This window comes from Dyadobacter luticola, assembly GCF_005860805.1.
Lineage (GTDB): Bacteria > Bacteroidota > Bacteroidia > Cytophagales > Spirosomataceae > Dyadobacter > Dyadobacter luticola.
On record NZ_VCEJ01000002.1, the window covers coordinates 2156007 to 2175874 of the forward strand.

Sequence of the window (19868 nt, forward strand, 5' to 3'; positions counted from 1 at the left end):
TTGGATTTTCTGCCTGGCTAATCAACCCGCCGCCTCGTCAGGCTCCTTGATTTTCAGGTTTTTGATAAAAAGAAAAGCTACCAGAGCGCCCAGGAGCCCGAGCGCCGCCGAGATCCGCATGATGATGGCGTAAGCGTGGATAAAAGATTCGTGGTAAGCTGTCCGGATCTCCTTTTTTTGTGAAGTAGAAACTGATTGTGGCACTTTTGCATTACCCAGGTTTTCAGCTTGTTGCAGCATTTCAGTCTGCACATTTGGCGCTACCGGAATGTTTCTGGTCTGCTCTTTTAATTCTCCCGAAAAAAATAAAACCGCCAGCGCACCGAAAATGGCATTGGCAAAAACATTGGCGACCCGGGTCATCGCATTGTTAACCCCCGAAGCCGTTCCCGACAAATGTTCGCTGACCGAACCCATCACAGCCGTAGTCAGCGGCGAAACCGTAAAAGACATTCCTAAACCAAAAACCAGAATGCCCGGAAAAAATGTCGTCCAGTAATCGGCGGGGCCGCTGGTTTGTTTTACAAAAGACAAGATCAGCAGCCCTAGTCCTGCCGTAGCCGGGCCAAAAATCAGAAAAAGCCGGGGGCCGTGCTGATCAGAAAGTCTGCCAGCAAAACGTGCCAGCAAGATCATTAAAATAGTAAAAGGCAAAAAAGTCAGCCCCGATTGCAGCTGACTGTACCCCTGGACCTGAACCAGATTGAGCGAAAGAAAGAGCATACCGCCGCCTAGTCCGGCGTAAAGAAAAAACGTAAGCAAATTGGCGCCGCTGAATGTTGGGTTCTTGAATAACGTCAGCGGCATCATCGGGTGGGCACTTTTATATTCCAGAAAAATAAACGCGATCAGCAACAATACTCCGCCGCCCAGCGCCGCGTAAGTCTGGATATGGTCAAAACCAATGTCGGGTATCCGCAAAAACCCGAGCGTCAATGCTGCGAGTGATAACGCGATGAGAATTGATCCGGCAATGTCCAGCGGCTGGGCAGAAGGCTGCTCCTCAGTCACTTTGGCTTTGAACCACAAAACTAGCAGCGCGGCGATGCCGATCGGCACATTGATGAAAAAGATATAGCGCCACAAACCGGCATCGGCCAGCGCGCCGCCCAGCAAAGGCCCGCCCAAAGTGACGATTGTTGTAAATGAAGACCACGTCCCGATCGCCCGGCCCCGCTCCTTTTCGTGAATCGACGAAGAAATGACGGACAGACTGCCGGGAATCATAAATGCGCCGCCGATCCCCTGCAACAATCTGAAAATGACCAACATGTTCACATTCGCCGCAAATCCACAGGCCACGGAGCCGCAGATAAACAAGGCTATCCCGGCCATAAAAACCTTTTTTCGCCCGAGTTTATCACCCAGCGTCCCGCCGATCAGGATCAGCGCCGCGAGCATGAGCAGGTACGCATTCAAAATCCAGAACAAACCACTGCTGGTGGCGTGAAGGTCCTGCTGCAAGGCCGGGAGGATCACATTCAATGCGGTACCGTCGATAAATGCCATCGCGGATGCCAGGATCGAGGACGTCATGATCCATTTGCCTTCACTACTTCCCAGCGAAACTGTTGGCATATTGTCGGGTGGTTTTTAAGTGTGCATATTACCTTAAAATTAAATATGATCCACATTTACTGTCGGCCTGAGTAAGTCCATGGCTGGGTGTAGCTTATCTTTTAAAATTTGTCCCGACTACCCCCCTAAGATGTCCCTTGCAGGGACGATGCGGCTCGTGGAGACAGGCTACATTTGATCATTCTTTCACATTAACCTTTTAAACACTTTATCCATGCCCAAACTGAACACTTACCTCAACTTCGACGGACAGGCGGAGGAGGCTTTCACTTTTTACAAATCCGTTTTCGGCGGAGAATTCAGGATGATCAATAGAATGTCCGACATGCCGGGCGTCGAGAATCTTCCTGAAAATGAGCGCAACCGGATCATGCACATTTCACTTCCGATCGGAAATGACGTCCTCATGGCGTCGGACATTGTGCCTTCTATGGGCCATGTGCTCAACAAAGGCAACTACGCGTACGTGTCTGTTTTTGTGGAAAGCCGCGAGGAAGCCGACCGTATTTTTGCCGGTTTGTCCGTAGGCGGTGACATTGAAATGCCGATGGAAGATGCGTTTTGGGGAGATTATTTCGGAAGCTTTAAAGATAAATATGGCGTAGGCTGGATGATCAACCTGCCGAATCAGCATTAACATTTGATTTTATCCAAAACAAAAAACGGGCTGTTCCTTCATGAGGGGCAGCCTGTTTTTTATTAGCAATGCCAACTGCTTTTTACGTAAAAGTAATTTGTCAGAGCGTATAGAAGGCAGCGTTCAATTTTCCTGAATTTTTTTTTTCTCAGCTTGGAACCGGGTTTTTTGTGCATTTATACCGCTTTGTAAATCGCTGGTTTAGTTTAGGTTAATCAAAAAATTAAACCGTATATTGCTTTATACTACAATCCTCTATAACCTATGCCCAAAGTTGTTATTCTCGGAGGGGGGGTCGCCGGCATGAGCGCGGCGCATGAATTGATCGAGCGCGGATTTGAAGTGGATGTTTATGAAAAAAAGCCGGTATACCTGGGCGGAAAAGCCCGGAGTGTGGCGGTCCCGGGTTCCAATCTGCAAAGTCCCGACGGTTATCTGCCCGGAGAGCATGGTTTTCGCTTTTTTCCTGGATTTTACCAGCACATTACCGACACCATGAAACGCATTCCGTTCACTGATTCGAAGGGACGGAAGAACAGGAATGGCGTTTTTGATAATCTGGTGGATGTAACCCGCGTGGGGATCTTACGAAATGGTAAAAAACCGATTATTACGATTGTCAGTTTTCCAAAATCGCTGGCCGACATTGAAGCCGCGATCTCGGTGCTGCATACCCATGATACCGGCCTGCTGCCCGGCGAAGCGAAATTCTTTGGTACCAAGGTTTTACAATTGATGACTTCCTGCCAGCGCCGGCGGGATCTGGAATATGAGAAAATCGGCTGGTGGGAATTTATGGATGCCGATAACCACAGCCAGGGTTACCAGCATTTACTCGTCGAAGGTTTGACAAGAACATTGGTAGCGGCTAATGCCAAATTTGCCAGTACCAAAACCGGCGGCGACATTTTTATCCAGCTATTATTTAACATTGCCAACCCCGGCATGCACACCGACCGTGTTTTAAACGGCCCGACCAATGATGTGTGGCTGAAACCCTGGGAAGATTATCTGACAAAAAAAGGCGTGCGGTTTTTCAAAGGTGCACTCGTCGAAAAGCTGATTTGTAATAATAAAAATAATGTTACTGGCGTGCAGATCCAGAATTGGGAAAAATCTACGGACAATAACTATGTACCGTACGATCCACCTGCTGCCGGCGACTACTACCTGCTCGCCACGCCCGTGGAAGTAGCCGCGGTGGTGATACCCGATGAAGTGAAGCAAAATAATGGCAGCCTCGAACACATTACTGAGCTGGCCAAGGATGTGGCGTGGATGAACGGTATCCAGTTTTATCTCAACAAGACGCTCGATGTAGTGCAGGGACATTGCATTTACGTGGACAGCCAGTGGGCGATTACGTCGATTTCTCAGCTGCCTTTCTGGGGAGATTATGATATCCGTACCAAAGGCGACGGGCATGTGAAGGCAATTTTGTCGGTGGATGTGTCGGATTGGGATGAATATTTTCCGCCGCTGGGCGCTGCAGATCCGTCGGGTTTGACGCCGATGAAGGCCAAGGATTGCAAGACTTATGATGAAATAGAGGCGCGGGTGTGGGAGCAGCTCAAACGCAGCCTGAATGTGAACGGTGCCGAAATACTGACAGATGATATGAAGCAGGGCACTTATACCGACAACAGCCAGACATTCAAAGGTTACTACCTCGACCATTCTTTGAACGAAGAAAATACGCCGGCTGCCAAAGATCCCAGTGCGTCTGATCCGGGCAAATCGTCATTTAAGATCGAGTTGGTAGACCACGAGCCGCTGCTGGTGAATACGGTGAACAGCTGGGCCAACCGTCCCGATGCGTTTTTACCCGGCACGTCCAACCTCTTCCTCGCCTCCGATTACGTCCGCACCAACACCGACCTCGCGACGATGGAGGGCGCTAATGAAGCTGCGCGGCGGGCTGTAAACTGCATTATCGACGTTTCAGGCCAGGATGCGCCAGCCTGCAAGATCTGGAATTTGCACGAGCCCGTTTTTTTCGCACCTTTTAAATGGTACGATGCCTGGCGGTACCGGCAGGGAATGCCTTACAAAAAGCCGCCGAAATGGTTTGATAACCTGATGGTGGTCTGGGGCATCATTTACGGCGCCGGATTTTTCCTCTACACAGCCTGGACATTTGTGACCGGCTGGTTTTCCAAAAAATAAAAGCGCCTGAAAAGCCTATGGACAACCCTATACTGAACCTGAAAGATTATACCGTCGCCGAGTTGGTCATATTCGGGGTGGGCTGCTTTCTCTGGATCCTGGTTTATTTCTTTACGCTGAAAAGCATTTACCAACGTCAGTTCATCGAAATCCCGGTTGTGACGGTCTGGGGCAACATTGTTTGGGAATTTTTATGGAGCTTCGTTTTCGTGCCGGATATCGGGAGCCTGTTTACCTGGGGTTACCGGATCTGGTTTTTCATGGATTGTTTTATCGTGATCGGGGCTTTCCGCTACGGTTATAAACAAATGAACCTGCCTGTTTTTGTCAAACATTTTAAATTGCTCAGCGTCTTCGGTATCCTCGCCTGGGCGCCGCTTTTATATTTTTATATCAAGATTTACGATTATCCGCTCAGTAAAATGGGGGCGTTTTCAGGTTACATTTTGAATATCTTGATCTCCGGGCTGTACATTACGATGGCTTTGCGGATGAACCAGTGGAAATCATTTTCGTACCCGGCTGCCTGGTGCAAAGGTGTAGGCACGCTGCTGATCTCCATTTTCTGCTTCCTGCATTTCACCGACGGTTTCCTGCTCACGATGTGCATCATTACCGGACTGCTGGATGCGATTTATATTTATTTGTTCACAAAAGAGCGCAGCAACCCTGCGGCCTTTGTATGAGACGGTTATTGTTTGAAAAAGGGTATTTCTGGAAGCAGCTCGGCTTCGAGGGGCTGGATGACGAGGAGTTTAAAAAGCGTACGACTGCCGTGCAGCTCGCGATTTTTACGGGCGTTTGCGGGGCAATTTATTGCGGGGTGTACATTCTGCTGGGTTTCCCGAATGTGGTTTACGGTGTCAGTACTTATCTGATCGTTTGTGCTGGAAACCTGCTTTATTTACGGTTTACCCATCATTATAATGGTTTCGGGATTATCCAGCTTGCGCTGATTTTCCTTTTTCCGCTCATTTGCCAGCTTGCCATCGGCGGGTTTATTGCATCCAGCGCGGTGATCCTGGCAGCATTTCTGGCACCGGCGGGTGCATTATTGTATGCGAGCAAAAAAGTGGCCCGCATTTCTTTTTACGTTTTTATGGCCGTGATCGCCGGGGCGGCGGTGTGGGAGCATTTTTACGCGCCGCCGGGCGAGGTTTTGCCGAGGGGCATCGTCATTTTCTTTTTTGCTTCCAATACCATCATGATCTGCGCGATCGTGTATTTTTTGCTCGAAAGCTTTCTCAAAAAACAGGAAGAACTTCGCGCCGAGCTTCGCGAATCATTGAATAACCTCCGTACCACGCAAAGTCAACTGATCCAGGCGGAGAAAATGGCAAGTCTTGGCCAGCTTACTGCCGGTATCGCCCACGAAATCCAGAACCCGCTCAATTTTGTCAACAACTTTTCGGAGCTCAATATGGAGCTGACGGAAGAACTCAAAGAGGAACTAAAAAAAGAACACGCTGATCCTGAGCTGCTTGGAGAACTGGTAACAGATTTAATAGAAAACCAAAAAAAGATCGTACACCATGGTGGGCGGGCGGCCAGCATTATCAAAGGTATGCTCGAACATTCGCGGACCGGCAGCGGCCAGCTTGAACTGACGGGCATTAATCAGCTCGCGGAGGAATTTTTGCACCTCGCCTACCACGGCCAGCGAGCCAAAGACAGCACATTCTATGTCCGGCTCCACCAGGATTTTACATTTGGTTTGCCGGAGATCAAAGTCATACCTCAGGATCTGGGCCGGGTGATCCTAAACCTTTTAAACAATGGTTTTTACGCCACCAGGAAAAAGGTTTTGCACAACATTCCCGGCTATGAGCCCACGGTGACGATCTCTACCAGGCAGGTTTCCCAATACATTCACATTATTATCACCGACAATGGCACCGGCATTCCCGACGATGTGAAATCCAACATTTTCCAGCCATTTTTTACCACAAAACCCACCGGCGAAGGTACGGGCCTGGGCCTCTCGCTTTCTTACGACATTATCACCGGCGCCCACGGCGGGACAATTGAGGTGGAAAGTACCCTTGGTGAGGGCTCGAAGTTTGTGATTGTGCTGCCTGTCAGGAGGTAAGCAGAGTGCGCGGTGACTGGCTCAGTTTTTGTACTTCGTTTGAAAAAACATCAACAAACATGAGCACGAAAGACGATAAGTTACCACGGGAAACTGAGGACCCTAACAATGATAGTAAAGTAATTCCGCAAGGATCGAATGCTGTGAAAGACCCGGACGAGTGGACTACCGGCGACGAACCGATGACCGGCGCCCAGCAATCCTATCTCAAAACACTTTCGGACGAAGCAGGTGTGGAATTTGACAGTACATTGTCGAAAGCCGACGCTTCCAAACGCATCGACGAGTTGCAGCATAAAACCGGCAGGGGTTTGCAGAACGGTTAATTTCGCTGCTTCCTCTCACAGCTTTTTATATTTCTTCACATCTGAGGGAACACAGCCGGTAAGGGTCATTTCCTCATTGGCCAAAGCGAACGTCCAGACCTGGCACTGGATGCAGCTTGAAACACAATTAGTATTATCAGGAACTTTCAATGTTCTGGTAATCAAAACAATGGATCCGTTGATATTCAGCGAAGCAGGATGGCAGCACACGCCTTCCTGCTTATAGTCCAATATGACGCCATCATGCCTGATCTCAATGTTATTTAGTGCATCAAAGGGCAGATCCTGCCAGGATTTAATGCCGGCACCCTCAATCTGTATAGCAGTCAGTTTCCACTTACCAACCAAGGGTTTTATCAGCGGGTTTGGCTCAACAGGCTCTTTCTCACAACCCATCACAGCAAGCAGCAGCAGTAAAAATATGGAGGTAAAGCGTCGCATTTTCCTGTTTGTTGATGTGTCGTAACTAGGTAGTTGAATTTTATTCAATATAGCAAAAAGATCAATGTTGTTTACTCCCGGACACAATGATCAAACTATAAAAGATGAGCCGAATAAATGCATTAATCGGCTCAAAAAATACGTATATTTGAGCCGAATAGAGAAATTAATCGGCTCATGCGCTACAACTGGCAACTTCCCGACTGGCCTGATTTTCAATACGATCTGACCGAAACCGACGAGCTTTTACACGCTTTGGCCATTGTGCGCGGACAAATGGAAGGTTTGATGACGGCGGTACCCAAAGATGTGCAGGTAGGAACACTGATCGATACCCTCGTGCAGGAGGCGATCAAAACATCCGAGATTGAAGGCGAGTACCTGAGCCGGCAGGATGTGGCGTCGTCGATCCGCAACAATCTCGGCCTGAACGAAAAGCCCGAAAATGTAAAGGACAAAAAAGCGCAGGGGGCGGCAGAACTGATGGTTGATGCGCGGAATACTTTTGCTGAAAAGCTCACGGAGAAAAAGCTTTTTGAATGGCACAAAATGTTGTTAAAAAACAGCAAGAATATTAATACGGGTGTCTGGCGAAAAAGTAAAGAGCCGATGCAGGTGGTTTCCGGTACGATCGGGAAGGAAAAAGTGCATTTCGAAGCGCCGCCTTCGAGCCGGGTGCAGGAGGAGATGGACCGGTTTATCCGCTGGTTCAATGATAGCGGGCCAGGTGGGAAAAACGAGATTAAAAGACCAGCAGTACGCTCGGCGATTGTGCATTTATATTTTGAATCAATACACCCTTTTGAAGATGGGAATGGTCGTATCGGGCGCGTGCTGGCCGAAAAAGCGTTATCGCAAACGCAGGGGCGGCCGGTGCTGCTAAGTCTCTCACGAAAAATAGAAGCCGCGCGCAAAAACTATTATAAAGAACTGGAACTGGCGCAGCGCAGCAACGAAATTACGCGGTGGGTACATTACTTTGTGTGGGTAATACTGGCGGCGCAAACCGAGGCGAAAAACCTGCTGGATTTCAGTCTGAATAAAGCCCGGTTTTTCGATCAATATAAAGCAGAGATGAACCCGCGCCAGTTGAAAGCGATCAAGAAAATGCTGAAAGATGGGCCGGATAATTTTGAAGGAGGTATGACGGCCCAAAAATATATGTCGATCACCAAAACCTCCAAGGCGACGGCTACCCGTGATTTACAGGAGCTTGTGGAACTAGGTTGTCTCGTCGCCGTTGGTGGCGGCCGCAGCACGCATTATGAAGTAAAGATCCCGCCAGAGTTTTAATTTTTATCCCTAAATTGAACACCTTAATATCAAAAAAATGATGACCAAAAAATTCCAAACCTACCTTCGGGCGTCTTTTGCTTTGGCACTGAGCCTGATAACCGGTCTCGCTTCCATGCAGGCCAACGCTTCAAAACCACTTGCAACTCCTCTGGAAGGACGCTGGGACATTACCGTCGATGTGGACGGCAAGCCGCTTCCCTCCTGGCTGGAAGTGCGGCACTCGGGTTATAGTACGCTGGTAGGCCAGTTTACCGGCTTTTCCGGCAGCGCCCGGCCGATTGCAGAAGTGAAATTCAAAGAGGGCAAATTCAATTTCGCAATTCCGAAACAGTGGGAAAAAGGCGACAAAGAACTGATGGTAGAAGGAACCGTTTCGGGCGAATCCATCACCGGCTCGCTTACTACCCCGGAAGGAAAAACGTACAATTGGAAAGGTGTCCGCGCTCCGGCACTACGCCCTACCGCGCAGCCAGCCTGGGGAGCGCCGATTAAATTAACCGCTGGAAACGAGATTAAAGGATGGCACCCCATGGGCGCTGTCAACCAGTGGATCGCTGAAAATGGCATTTTGAAAAGCCCGAAATCAGGCGCTAACCTGGTAACCGATCAGAAATTCAAAGATTTTAAACTGCACATTGAATTCCGCATTCCGAAAGGCAGCAACAGCGGCGTGTACCTGCGCGGCAGATACGAAGTGCAGGTGACCGACTCAAAAGGTATGGAGCCCGCTTTGGACCAGATGGCTTCTATTTATGGTTTTATCGCGCCAAGCGAAATGGTAGCGAAAGAAGCCGGCGAGTGGAATTCTTACGACATTACGCTGGTGGGCAGGATGTTAACTTTGGTTGCAAACGGTAAAACGGTGATCAGCAACCAGGAAATCCCGGGCATTACCGGCGGCGCGCTGGATAGCAATGAAGGCGAGCCTGGCCCGCTGTACATTCAGGGAGATCACGGCCCGGTAGAATACCAGAATATTGTAATCACCCCGGCGAAGTAATTTTCTTAGTAAAACATTAACATTAAAAATGGCCGCAGTTCACTAAGAGCTGCGGCCATTTTTTTTATGGTATAACTTACTTTTTTAAAGGGATCAATTCACGCAGTTTTTCATCCCGCAAATACAGTCCAGCCCAAACCAGTATCCCGAATACCGCAGCAAAATAAAGCGGCTGTCCGGCACGTACCATGATTGCAATCGCACCGCCCAGGTATCCTGTGATGAGTATCGCGCCCAGGATCGCGGTTCTTGGAATAATGTATAAAATCGTAGAGATAAGTAGTGCGATGCCAATGTTCTGCACCTGATCCACCGGCCAGCCTAGCTGCGCCGAACCTTCGATGGAATGCGATTCCTTGATGACTTTCATGATTGCGTCGAAAAGCAGGAACAGAATGCATAAGCCGCTGATAATCTTGCCTGCAAGTGCAGCTTTGTTTGTGGACTTTTTTTCAGTTGGGTTAACAAATGTGGCTTCCATGATCTTATCTTTTAGGTTAAAGTGTTTATCTGGTTATTTTCTTTTACAAAGCTACTATCAGGAATTTCTGCCGACGCTGTGCAAATACGGCAAATGTGAGGGCCTTTTGCGCCAACTAGTAGAAGGCAGTGCGTACCGGCTTCTTAACTTCTGAAAAAAGCACCTTCAACATGATTTCCAAAATTGCTTCCTGCATATTCTTCACACTTTTTATTTCCTCAATATGCCGCGCGGACGATGGGTACAGGCTCTGGCTGAAATACGATGAAATCAAAGATGCGGTTATTAAAAAGCAATATACCGGACAAACTCGCTTCATCGCACTATCGGGTAGCAGCAAAACATTGGAGGCGGCAGCGGGTGAACTACAAATTGCATTAAAAGGAATGTTGGGCGTGAATGTACCAACTGTGAAAAAGCCGGTAGCAGGCAGCAGCGGCATTATTCTGGAAATATTGCCCGCCTCTAACCAGAGAATCGGGGATGAAGGATATGTGATTTCAAGACAATCGGGAAACATTCACATTGCCGGAAAAACGGACGCCGGGATACTTTACGGCACTTTTGCTTTGTTGCGGCAAATGCAGCAAAACTTACCTTTAACCCACATTTCCATCGAAAGCAGTCCGAAAATTCAGTTGCGGATGCTCAATCACTGGGACAATCCGGAGGGTACCATCGAACGCGGCTATGCGGGCTCATCACTGTGGAAATGGTACGATTTGCCCGAGGGTGTGGATCCGAGGTACCGGGATTATGCCCGCGCCAATGCTTCTATCGGGATCAATGGTACGGTGGTCAATAATGTGAATGCAAGCGCTCGGTTTTTGACTGCCGAATATTTGCACAAAGTCGCGGCGCTGGCAAATGTCTTTCGTGCTTACGGGATCAAAACTTACTTATCCGTCTATTTCGCCGCTCCCAAAACATTGGGCGGACTGAAAACTTCCGACCCGCTCGATCCCCAGGTACAGGCCTGGTGGAATGCAAAAGTGAAGGAGATTTACAGTATTATCCCGGACTTCGGCGGCCTGCTCGTGAAAGCCAATTCAGAGGGTGAGCCAGGCCCGCAGGATTACGGCCGCACTCACGCCGACGGTGCAAATATGCTCGCAGAAGCCTTGAGACCCTATAAAGGTGTTGTGATCTGGCGGGCATTTGTGTACAAAGCCGATCCAAATGCGGACAGGTTCAAAGCTGCTTACGAAGAATTTACGCCGTTGGACGGGAAGTTCGAAAAGAATGTGATCGTGCAGGTTAAAAACGGCCCGATCGATTTTCAGCCCCGCGAGCCATTTTCTCCGCTTTTTGGAAATATGCCCAAAACACCGCTGGGGATGGAGTTTCAAATTACGCAGGAATACCTGGGCTTTGCGACGCACCTGGTTTACGAAGCGCCGATTTTTAAAGAATGTCTGGATTCGGACACTTATGCCAATGGCAAAGGGTCGACGGTGGCGAAAGTCGTGGACGGAAGCCTTCACCAATATCCGATAACCGCCATCGCCGGCGTGGCTAATACTGGCTCCAACCGCAACTGGACAGGAAATCCGATGGCCGCCGCCAACTGGTATGCATTTGGCCGACTGGCCTGGGACCATACATTATCGGCGCAGAATATCGCGAAGGAGTGGGTGAAAATGACATTGACCAGCGAAGAACAATCTTCAAACAGGATCGTAAACCTGATGCTAAAATCGAGGGAAATTTATGTGGATTACAATACGCCGCTCGGTCTTTCAAGACCTTGGTCTGGTGTACATTACGCTCCTGAACCCTGGCAAAACCGCAGCTCCCGCCCCGACTGGACGGCGTTATATTACCACCGCGCCGACTCGGCAGGAATCGGTTTCAATAGGACTATCACCGGCAGCGACGCGCTGAGCCAGTACCGGCCCGAAGTAAGAAAACAATGGGAAAATCCCGAAACCTGCCCCCTGCCCTACCTGCTGTGGTTTCACCATGTTTCGTGGGACAAGAAACTTTCAAACGGAAAATCCCTCTGGCAAGAACTCTGCACCAGATTCTACACCGGCGCCGATTCTGTAAAATGGATGCAAAACGAGTGGTCGGCCGTTAAAAATAACATGGATCCCGAAATGCATGCCGACGTCGCAGCCCGTCTGGAAAAGCAGCAAAGAGAAGCCATCTGGTGGCGTGATGCCTGGGTTTTGTACCTGCAATCGCTTTCGAAGCAGCCTTTACCGGCACCATTTAAGCAACCCGAAATGACATTAGAGGAACTGAAGCAGTCAGTGAATGTCTATTTGATGCGTTGAGAATTCAATCTTTTTTCGGCACAAACTCATCGGTGAAATGCTTCTTTGCCTTCGGCTGGGCGAACTTATCAGCATTGTAGGTCTGCGAATTTCCCCTGGGAATGGAGAGCGATTTCCATTCATTATTAAGCAGCATTTTCCCAATAAAAACGATCTGCCCGATATGATAAGGATAATGCGCCAGCTGCCGGTTAATCGCCTCGGTCACCGTGTGGCCCTGGTTGCGGATATAAATAATGGTATCAATGTTATCTGCATTCACCGAGTCCAGTGCGCCGAAAAGACAAGCCCAGCCCTCGTTCCATTTTGCCATTAATTCCTGCCGGTCGGCGATGTCATTTTCAAATTCCGCCTCCCGGTCCCGCGATGCCTTTTCACCGTCGGTCGTCAAAAAATCCGTCCACCGAGAAAGCATATTTCCCCACAAATGTTTGACAATCATGCCAATACTATTGCTCTCTTCATTAAATTGAAAAAACAGCTGACTATCCGTCAGCTGTTCCATCGTCTTCTCCCCAAGCATTTTACAATATTCAAATTGCTTCCTAACACTTTCGAGATAGTCGCTTTGCATGGTTGACAGGTTTTTGTAAACCATCAATTTAAACACCTTTTAAAACTTATCCCACCAATTCCTTACCGCTTTCGTATTTCCACCCAATTTTGTCACCGCAGTCCTGAAATTATCACCGTTCAGAGAACTTTCCGTCAGCGGGTAACTCATTCTTTTTGAGACGTCTGTGACTTTGGGATCCAGGGAGCCGTCGGCGGGGAGGGCGAAGATCGGCTTGCCGGACGATGGGTCTTTGAAGTCGAGGCGCAGACGTTCGAGCCAACCTTGTATTCCCTGTGTGTACAGTGCGATCCACTTCTGTGAGCCGATGCTGTCTTTCCATTTTGCGGCGACATAAGGCACCTTTTTCAGGTAAGTCGCAATCGCCGCATCATTTAAGCCTGCAAAATGCATGTTGGCCGTGATACCTTCCTTATAGTATTGCTCGGCGGTGCCTGTCAATCCCACATTCAAACCGCGGGCGGCAATTTCAGCAAAGATGAATTTCACTTCCGCCAGATCCATCCAAACCGTAGGTGCCTGTGCGCCAATCGCGTAGCTTGAAGGCAGGCTTACTACCGCGCGGTTTCCGTTGGAACTTCCATTGCCATTTCGCAAACCATACACCTCGCCCACATATTCATTGCTATTCAAAAGTGGCTGCGCAAAAACAGGCAGACGAGGGTCGTGATACATTTTAAGGTAATCGATAAATGGTTTTGACATCGAAAAATCGGCGCGGATCTTGAAACTTTCGTTCATCGGATTGTTATTTGGCGTGGCGGGCAGCCAGTTCAATGCGGCACTTTCCTCCTGAGTACTGATAACGCCTCCACTGGCCGGATCCAGCGATTTTTTGATCGCCTCGGTGGCCTCTGCCGGCTTCACATCCACCATCCTCAAAGCAACGCGCAGCCGCAGCGAATTGGCAAATTTTTTCCAGGCCGCTACATTGCCATGGTATACAATGTCGCCGTTTTCATGCCCGGGTAGGTCAATGTCCAAAATTTTGATTTGCTCATCGAGCGTTTTCAAAATCCCTGCATAAACTTCCTCTCCTAAATCATATTTTGGCGTGACATCATCCGGGTTTAATGCTTCCGAGTAAGGGATCGGACCGTAAATGTCTGTAAGAAAGTGAAATGTGTAGGCTTTGATGATTTCGTCAATTGCAATACGGTTCTCATACCCTTCCTTTTTTTCCAACAATTCCAGCCGCTGCGACTCTTTCAACTGCGCCAGCACGTCGGCGTAAAACGTATCCCACATGTCCTGATTGGAGGGTTCACGGATCTGATAGCGGCTCTCTTCCGAATAATAGGTCGATGACCAATATTGCGCATAATACATACCCATACGCCCATTATTCCACTCGTCGGCAATGTTGACCGAGAAATTATACTGTGCATTGGTCAGCAACTGCGCGGGTGTCGCCTGCTCAGCATTGTTTGGATTTTTGTTTAATTCTTCAAAACCGTCACTGCAAGCCGCCAGCGAAATCAGCAGCAAGCCGGACACGATATTTTTCATCATTTTCATAGCGATCTATCTGATTAAAAGCCAAATGTTACATTCACACCCATCGACCGGATCGACGGAAGTGCGCCGCCTTCCAAACCCTGCCAGTTGGTGATCGAATTGGTAATTGCCGTCGGGTCGACGTGCCTGGAATTTGATTTCATCAACCAGAGATTTCGACCAGTTAATGCCAGTCTCACCCTGCTGAAAGGGGTTTTTGAAACCAGGTCCGAGGGAAGATTATATCCGAAATTGAGCTCGCGCAGATAGATGTAACTGGCGTCGACCACATCTATCGCGTTGATATTGAAGCCGCCGTTTCCGTTGCTGGTAAATTGGTCATGCGCGCTGATCACCACATCATTGGGCGTGCCGTCTTCTTTTACGCCTTCGGCGATGACGCCTTTTTCACGAATGTCACCGGCTGCGGTTTCTTCCAGGATACCGGTTTCACGGCCAAACATTTGCGTCGTCGAGAAGAAGCTGCCACCTTTCTGGAAGTCGATCAGCGCGGAAAGATTGAAACCTTTGTAGCGGAATGCGTTGATCAAACCGCCTGTAAATGAAGGCAATACTGAGCCGAGTACCTTTTGCTCTTCGGAACGCAGGTAGATACCGTCTTCGTCCACAACCTTGCGGCCTTTTGCATCATACACAAAATCGTAACCCACAATCGACCCGAACGACTCGCCTTCACGCGCTTCCAGCTGAACCGAAAATGGCGCGGGCGCGAGTACCATAATTTTCTGATCGGGCATCAGTCTGACGATCTTGTTCTTGTTTTTCGCCCAGTTCAATGTAATGTCCCAGGAGAAATTTTCAGCACTGAAAGGCGTCGCGTTCAGGCTGATTTCCAACCCTTTATTTTGCAAAAGACCTGCATTAATGTACTTGAAGGTCGCTCCCGTGGCCGCTGACTGGCTCAGGGGAATGATCTGGTTTTTAGTTTGTCGATTATAGTATGAGAAATTCAATCCCAGCCTGTTATTCAGCACTTTAAATTCCGTCCCAAACTCGTATTCGGAAGTCAGCTCCGGTTTGAGATTAGGATTGGGCAGCGTACTGGGGTAAGATACTTTCGAATCGGAGCCAAAAGGCTGGCTGAGCTGGTAGGTCAGCATGGTATTGTACGGATCGGTATCATTGCCGACCTGCGCCACGGCTGCCCTGAATTTCAGGAAGTTGATCCAATTGGCATCGATTACGCCGGATGCCACCCAGGACAGCGAACCCGACGGATAGAAATACGAATTGTGCTTGACCGGCAATGTGGACGACCAGTCATTTCGCGCGCCGAGATCCAGGAACAACATATCCTTGTAACCCAGTGAAGCACTTCCAAAAATCGAGTTGATCTGTTTTCGGGTCTTTGTATCGGTAATGTCCGGCCTGCCTACCGACGATCTCAGATTGAAAACATCCGAACTCAGTCCGTCTATGGTTTTGGAGATCAGCGTGGTACCGTTTCGCGTCATGCGGTTCAGGCCCACATTTGCATTCAACGAAAATATTTTGCCGACCGGCTTATTGTATGAAATCAGGCCCTGAAAATTGTTTTCCAGGTGACTGTACTTGCTGAGCCAGTAGAGCGGCGTGATCTGCGAGCCGATCGCAATGCGCTCTTCCTGGTTTTCAAAATAGGTATCGGTCATGAATTTCACATCCGCACTCAGACCATATCCCAGCTTGTAATTCGCTGCCAGGTTTCCAAAAACACGCGTGCGGCCATCATTCTGGTAATTTTTGTACCTCACCCAATACGGATTATTGGAAAATCTTGGCGTCGGGTCGAACCAATCCGTACGGTTCCAGGTGAGCTGTGTACCGTTGGGTAACTGGTACTCTTTCAATTTATTAAAATCGATCTGGCGCTGTCCCCACTGGGTGAATTGCAACATGACATTTGAGCCGTCGTCGGCATATCCTGTACCTGGCCGGCCGGTCGCCGAATGTGTCGAGAAATTTGCTGCGCCAGAAATCGTCAAGTTTTTGATCGCTTCAAAACTGCCGGTAATGCTGGCATTGTGGCGGTTGTATTTGGAGTTGGGCAAAATGTATTTCTGCGCCAGATTGGAATATGAAATCCGGTAAGAACCTTTATCCGCCGCGCCATCCAGCGAAATGTTGTTATTGAATGTGCCGCCTGTCTCAAAAAAGCTTTTAACATTGTTCGGCTGTGCTACCCAGGGCGTAACCTTGCCAAAATCAGGATTACCCAGGTCCTTATCCCAGCTCCAATACGGCCGGTACAATTGTCCCTCAAACTTTGGCCCCCAGGACTCATCGGTGGCATAATCCGGCAGCAAATCGTACGAACCTTTTCCGTCATTATCATCGTAACTTCCCTTCCGATCCTCCGGAAACGCCTCCGGATGATCTTTGTAATACAGCTTGGCAAATTCGTTTCCCCCACCGTATTTGTTCTGATACTTAGGCAGTTTGTAAACTTTATCAACGTTGTATCCAAAAGAATAAGACAGGTTCGGCTTCTTCGATTTTCCACCTTTCTTCGTTGTCACCACAATCACCCCGTTTGAGCCGCGACTGCCATATAATGCCGTCGCCGCTGCGCCTTTTAGCACCGTAACATTCTCAATATCATTGGGATTCAGATCCTGGATCGAGTTCCCATAGTCATACCCGCCTGAGCCGCGCTGCTGCTCCCGGGAGTTGGTATTTCGGTTTTCCATCGGCATGCCGTCGACCACAAAAAGCGGATTGTTATTGCCAAAAATCGTGTTGATGCCACGAATATTGATCTTCGCCGAGCCACCCATCGCGCCCGAATTTCCTGCGATCTGCACGCCCGCCAGCTTTCCCGATAGCGAGTTCACCAGGTTGGTTTCGCGTACATTGCTCAGTTCCTCACCGCCAATTCTTTGTGCCGCATAACCAATCGATTTTTCCTCTCTTTTGATACCCAGCGCCGTCACCACCACCTCGCCTAGCTGACGCGTATCCTCAACCAGCGCCACATTGATTTCGCTCCGATTTCTGACCGCAATCTCCTGCGTCACAAAACCGATGTAGCTCAGGATCAGCACCGTAGTATCGGCAGGGATCTTCATTTTAAACCCGCCCTCGGCGTTGGTTTGCGTACCGGTATTGGTTCCCCTGATCAAAACATTCACCCCGGCAAGCCGCGCGCCATCCTCCCTGGCCGTGACCGTCCCTGTGACGGCGCGCTCTTGTGCAAAAGCATGCAGCGAGGTGAGCAGCAGCAGGCACATTAATGAATAAAGATTTTTCATGCTAATATAGATTTGATTGAAAAATACGCGCACAATGCTCCTGGGAGGCGAAAATCGCTTCCTGAAAACCTACCGGCCGACGATATACTTTTTGGTTAATTTGAGGGCTTTCGGGGAGGAGCCCAGCTTGATTTGCAATAATAAAAGATCAGAAAAAGGAAATAAAGTTGCCCGCCCCAACCGTCGACGAATAACCCGGTTGATCGACAAAGTGCATTCGGGAGGCCTAAATCGGTTTTTCCGGTCGTTCGTCGATATATGTCTTGTGATGAATTCTTGGGTGACAGTTTGGAGTTTGTCGGTTCCAGTGATTTTTAGAAAGTGAGTGTAAGAAACAGTTTGGTACGATTGTTGATTGCCGGATTGTCATTCGAAATTCATATAAATAATTGTTACGATGGCCAGCGAACATCCCGTACACAGAAGATCAAGGAAAAGGAAGATCGGGATATTTTTCATCTCATTCATAGCCCTGATAATTGTTATCAGGCTGATTTTACCTTATGTGGTACTGCATTTTGCGAATAAAAGTCTCGCTAATATGAACGGTTACTACGGTCACATTGAGGACATTGACCTGGCGATTATCCGTGGTGCTTATAAAATTGACAGCATTTATCTGAATAAGTCGGATACGATCACTGGCAAGCAAACACCATTTTTTGCGTCGTCTGAAATTGATTTGTCGGTGGAATGGAAAGCGCTTTTCAAAGGTTCGATTGTTGGCGAATTGAAGCTCGACCGGCCCTTTTTGCTTTTTACAAAAGATAAGGTGGAGCCGAAAGAAGTAGTAAAGGATTCGGCGGATTTCCGGAAGATCCTCGACAAGTTTATGCCGCTGAGTATCAACCGGTGCGAGATCAATAATGGTAAGATCCAGTACAATGATTTCACCTCTAAACCGAAGGTGGATATCGCTATGACAAACCTGCATTTACTGGCCCAAAACCTGCGGAACAGTTATGATTCTACCAGTGTGCTGCCGGCCACGATCAATGCAACTTCCAATATTTATGATGGCACCCTGCGGATGGACGCCAAGCTGAACCCGCTCGCCGATGACCCGACATTTGATATGAGTGCGGAGCTGAAAAATACAAACCTGGTGAAGCTGAACGACTTTTTTCAGGCTTATGCGAAGATCGACGTGAATAAAGGAAAGTTTGGATTGTACACCGAAGTAGCGGCAAAAGACGGGGCATTTGCCGGTTATGTGAAGCCGTTGATCCAGGATCTGGACATTCTCGGCAAGGAAGACCGCAAGGATAATATTTTCCAGAAATTGTGGGAGGCCGTAGCAGGCGGCGTCGGTGAACTGTTTGAAAATCAGCGCAAAGACCAGGTAGCAACCAAAATACCATTCAAAGGCAAGATCGACGAACCCAAGACAAACATTTGGCTGGCGATCACCAACATTCTCCAAAATGCCTTCATCCACGCCCTTCAACCCAGCATCGACAACGAAATCAACATCGCCTCTGTAAAAAATCCAAAAGAAGACAAGAAGACCTTTTTGCAAAAGATCTTTTCGAAGGATGATAAGGGGAAGAAAGACAAGGAGGATAAAAAGGATAAGAAGAAAGAGAAGGATAAGGATAAGGATAAGAAGGATAAAAAGTGATTTTGATCTTAGCTCGCGAAGATCAACTTTGGCTAAATTGATAAGCGGAGCTACATTACTTATATTTGTAAATATGTCCGAATTAGCAGCCATCAGCCAAGCACTTAAACAGCTAAAACCGGAATTGACTGAAAAGTTTCACGTCAGTTCGATCGGTTTGTTTGGCTCAGTCGTGAGGGATGATTTTACAGCCGCCAGCGACGTGGATATTATAGTCGATTTCAGCCAGCCTATCGGAATCGAATTCATCGATCTAGCCGATTATATTGAAGAAAAAATCAGAAAGCACGTCGATCTGGTTTCCAGAAGCGGCATGAAGGATAAGTACTTTCAGGCCATTTCAGGGGAAATTGTTTATGTCTAAAAGAGAACCGCATTTGCTGGTTGGCGATATTATTGAGAGCGGTCTCAAAATACTATCATACACCGAAAGTCTCTCCTTCGAAGATTTCATTCAGTATGGAAAAACCGTGGATGCAGTCATCAGGAACTTTGAAATCATTGGCGAGGCGGCAAACCGGCTTCCGGACGAATTCAAAGATTTGCACCCTGACATTGACTGGCATAGAATCCGAGGCTTCCGCAACCGCATCGTTCACGATTACTTTGGAATGATTACTTGATCGTGTGGA

Annotated in this window: 17 protein-coding genes; 11 read left to right on the forward strand and 6 right to left on the reverse strand. The window is 48.5% G+C overall.

Annotated features, from left to right (window positions below; translation table 11 throughout):
* Positions 1 to 21 precede the first annotated feature (21 nt).
* Positions 22 to 1578, reverse strand: coding sequence for an MFS transporter (locus FEN17_RS09085; protein WP_138364942.1), 1557 nt, complete (start codon positions 1576 to 1578; stop codon positions 22 to 24).
* Positions 1579 to 1792: 214 nt separating this feature from the next.
* On the opposite strand from FEN17_RS09085, the gene FEN17_RS09090 reads away from it, so the two are divergent.
* The 5 genes from FEN17_RS09090 (at position 1793) to FEN17_RS09110 (ending at position 6796) form a co-directional block, all read left to right on the forward strand.
* Positions 1793 to 2215, forward strand: coding sequence for a VOC family protein (locus FEN17_RS09090; RefSeq protein ID WP_138364943.1), 423 nt, complete (start codon positions 1793 to 1795; stop codon positions 2213 to 2215).
* Between the two features lie 264 nt (positions 2216 to 2479).
* Entirely contained in the window at positions 2480 to 4381 is a 1902-nt protein-coding gene (locus FEN17_RS09095; RefSeq protein ID WP_138364944.1) for a hydroxysqualene dehydroxylase, read from the forward strand.
* A gap of 17 nt (positions 4382 to 4398) precedes the next feature.
* Positions 4399 to 5067: a transmembrane-type terpene cyclase gene (locus FEN17_RS09100; RefSeq protein WP_138364945.1), complete on the forward strand. Its 669-nt coding sequence runs from the start codon at positions 4399 to 4401 to the stop codon at positions 5065 to 5067.
* Positions 5064 to 6470, forward strand: a complete 1407-nt coding sequence (locus FEN17_RS09105; RefSeq protein ID WP_229208742.1) for a sensor histidine kinase — start codon at positions 5064 to 5066, stop codon at positions 6468 to 6470. The genes FEN17_RS09100 and FEN17_RS09105 overlap by 4 nt, the downstream gene beginning before the upstream one ends.
* Before the next feature lie 59 nt (positions 6471 to 6529).
* Entirely contained in the window at positions 6530 to 6796 is a 267-nt protein-coding gene (locus tag FEN17_RS09110; RefSeq protein WP_138364946.1) for a DUF3072 domain-containing protein, read from the forward strand.
* Positions 6797 to 6811: 15 nt separating this feature from the next.
* Here FEN17_RS09110 and FEN17_RS09115 read toward each other — a convergent pair whose 3' ends face one another.
* The gene (locus FEN17_RS09115; protein WP_138364947.1) at positions 6812 to 7237 is read right to left on the reverse strand and encodes a hypothetical protein; all 426 of its coding nucleotides are present in this window, start codon (positions 7235 to 7237) and stop codon (positions 6812 to 6814) included.
* A 177-nt stretch (positions 7238 to 7414) separates the two neighbouring features.
* On the opposite strand from FEN17_RS09115, the gene FEN17_RS09120 reads away from it, so the two are divergent.
* Positions 7415 to 8530 (forward strand): Fic family protein, encoded by a 1116-nt coding sequence (locus tag FEN17_RS09120; protein ID WP_138364948.1) that lies wholly within the window; start codon positions 7415 to 7417, stop codon positions 8528 to 8530.
* A 37-nt stretch (positions 8531 to 8567) separates the two neighbouring features.
* Positions 8568 to 9533, forward strand: coding sequence for a 3-keto-disaccharide hydrolase (locus FEN17_RS09125; protein WP_229208743.1), 966 nt, complete (start codon positions 8568 to 8570; stop codon positions 9531 to 9533).
* Between the two features lie 76 nt (positions 9534 to 9609).
* Here the strand turns inward: FEN17_RS09125 and FEN17_RS09130 are convergent, their stop codons facing one another.
* Complete coding sequence (locus tag FEN17_RS09130) at positions 9610 to 10014, reverse strand: DoxX family protein (protein ID WP_138364949.1); 405 nt, start codon at positions 10012 to 10014, stop codon at positions 9610 to 9612.
* 170 nt (positions 10015 to 10184) lie between these two features.
* Between FEN17_RS09130 and FEN17_RS09135 the strand changes: the two genes are divergently transcribed.
* Positions 10185 to 12293 carry an alpha-glucuronidase family glycosyl hydrolase gene (locus FEN17_RS09135; RefSeq protein ID WP_138364950.1) on the forward strand — a complete coding sequence of 703 codons (2109 nt, stop codon included), beginning with the start codon at positions 10185 to 10187 and terminating at the stop codon, positions 12291 to 12293.
* Between the two features lie 4 nt (positions 12294 to 12297).
* Here FEN17_RS09135 and FEN17_RS09140 read toward each other — a convergent pair whose 3' ends face one another.
* From FEN17_RS09140 to FEN17_RS09150, 3 genes are read right to left on the reverse strand one after another with little or no spacing between them, the layout of a single operon-like run.
* Positions 12298 to 12867 carry a DUF1572 domain-containing protein gene (locus FEN17_RS09140; protein ID WP_138364951.1) on the reverse strand — a complete coding sequence of 190 codons (570 nt, stop codon included), beginning with the start codon at positions 12865 to 12867 and terminating at the stop codon, positions 12298 to 12300.
* Positions 12868 to 12906: 39 nt separating this feature from the next.
* The gene (locus tag FEN17_RS09145; RefSeq protein WP_171037878.1) at positions 12907 to 14379 is read right to left on the reverse strand and encodes a SusD/RagB family nutrient-binding outer membrane lipoprotein; all 1473 of its coding nucleotides are present in this window, start codon (positions 14377 to 14379) and stop codon (positions 12907 to 12909) included.
* Between the two features lie 20 nt (positions 14380 to 14399).
* Entirely contained in the window at positions 14400 to 17615 is a 3216-nt protein-coding gene (locus FEN17_RS09150; RefSeq protein ID WP_138364953.1) for a SusC/RagA family TonB-linked outer membrane protein, read from the reverse strand.
* Between the two features lie 541 nt (positions 17616 to 18156).
* Between FEN17_RS09150 and FEN17_RS09155 the strand changes: the two genes are divergently transcribed.
* From FEN17_RS09155 to FEN17_RS09165, 3 genes are all read left to right on the forward strand, one after another.
* Positions 18157 to 19236, forward strand: coding sequence for a DUF748 domain-containing protein (locus tag FEN17_RS09155; protein ID WP_229208744.1), 1080 nt, complete (start codon positions 18157 to 18159; stop codon positions 19234 to 19236).
* A 73-nt stretch (positions 19237 to 19309) separates the two neighbouring features.
* Complete coding sequence (locus FEN17_RS09160) at positions 19310 to 19600, forward strand: nucleotidyltransferase family protein (protein WP_138364955.1); 291 nt, start codon at positions 19310 to 19312, stop codon at positions 19598 to 19600.
* Positions 19593 to 19859 (forward strand): HepT-like ribonuclease domain-containing protein, encoded by a 267-nt coding sequence (locus FEN17_RS09165; RefSeq protein ID WP_205748114.1) that lies wholly within the window; start codon positions 19593 to 19595, stop codon positions 19857 to 19859. Before FEN17_RS09160 ends, FEN17_RS09165 begins: the two co-directional genes overlap by 8 nt.
* The last annotated feature ends 9 nt before the right edge of the window (positions 19860 to 19868 follow it).

Coding starts and splice junctions, on each gene's coding strand:
- FEN17_RS09085 (WP_138364942.1), bottom strand. CDS start 1,578: ATGCCAACAGTTTCGCTGGGAAGTAGTGAAGGCAAATGGATCATGACG.
- FEN17_RS09090 (WP_138364943.1), top strand. CDS start 1,793: ATGCCCAAACTGAACACTTACCTCAACTTCGACGGACAGGCGGAGGAG.
- FEN17_RS09095 (WP_138364944.1), top strand. CDS start 2,480: ATGCCCAAAGTTGTTATTCTCGGAGGGGGGGTCGCCGGCATGAGCGCG.
- FEN17_RS09100 (WP_138364945.1), top strand. CDS start 4,399: ATGGACAACCCTATACTGAACCTGAAAGATTATACCGTCGCCGAGTTG.
- FEN17_RS09105 (WP_229208742.1), top strand. CDS start 5,064: ATGAGACGGTTATTGTTTGAAAAAGGGTATTTCTGGAAGCAGCTCGGC.
- FEN17_RS09110 (WP_138364946.1), top strand. CDS start 6,530: ATGAGCACGAAAGACGATAAGTTACCACGGGAAACTGAGGACCCTAAC.
- FEN17_RS09115 (WP_138364947.1), bottom strand. CDS start 7,237: ATGCGACGCTTTACCTCCATATTTTTACTGCTGCTGCTTGCTGTGATG.
- FEN17_RS09120 (WP_138364948.1), top strand. CDS start 7,415: ATGCGCTACAACTGGCAACTTCCCGACTGGCCTGATTTTCAATACGAT.
- FEN17_RS09125 (WP_229208743.1), top strand. CDS start 8,568: ATGATGACCAAAAAATTCCAAACCTACCTTCGGGCGTCTTTTGCTTTG.
- FEN17_RS09130 (WP_138364949.1), bottom strand. CDS start 10,014: ATGGAAGCCACATTTGTTAACCCAACTGAAAAAAAGTCCACAAACAAA.
- FEN17_RS09135 (WP_138364950.1), top strand. CDS start 10,185: ATGATTTCCAAAATTGCTTCCTGCATATTCTTCACACTTTTTATTTCC.
- FEN17_RS09140 (WP_138364951.1), bottom strand. CDS start 12,867: ATGCAAAGCGACTATCTCGAAAGTGTTAGGAAGCAATTTGAATATTGT.
- FEN17_RS09145 (WP_171037878.1), bottom strand. CDS start 14,379: ATGATGAAAAATATCGTGTCCGGCTTGCTGCTGATTTCGCTGGCGGCT.
- FEN17_RS09150 (WP_138364953.1), bottom strand. CDS start 17,615: ATGAAAAATCTTTATTCATTAATGTGCCTGCTGCTGCTCACCTCGCTG.
- FEN17_RS09155 (WP_229208744.1), top strand. CDS start 18,157: ATGAACGGTTACTACGGTCACATTGAGGACATTGACCTGGCGATTATC.
- FEN17_RS09160 (WP_138364955.1), top strand. CDS start 19,310: ATGTCCGAATTAGCAGCCATCAGCCAAGCACTTAAACAGCTAAAACCG.
- FEN17_RS09165 (WP_205748114.1), top strand. CDS start 19,593: ATGTCTAAAAGAGAACCGCATTTGCTGGTTGGCGATATTATTGAGAGC.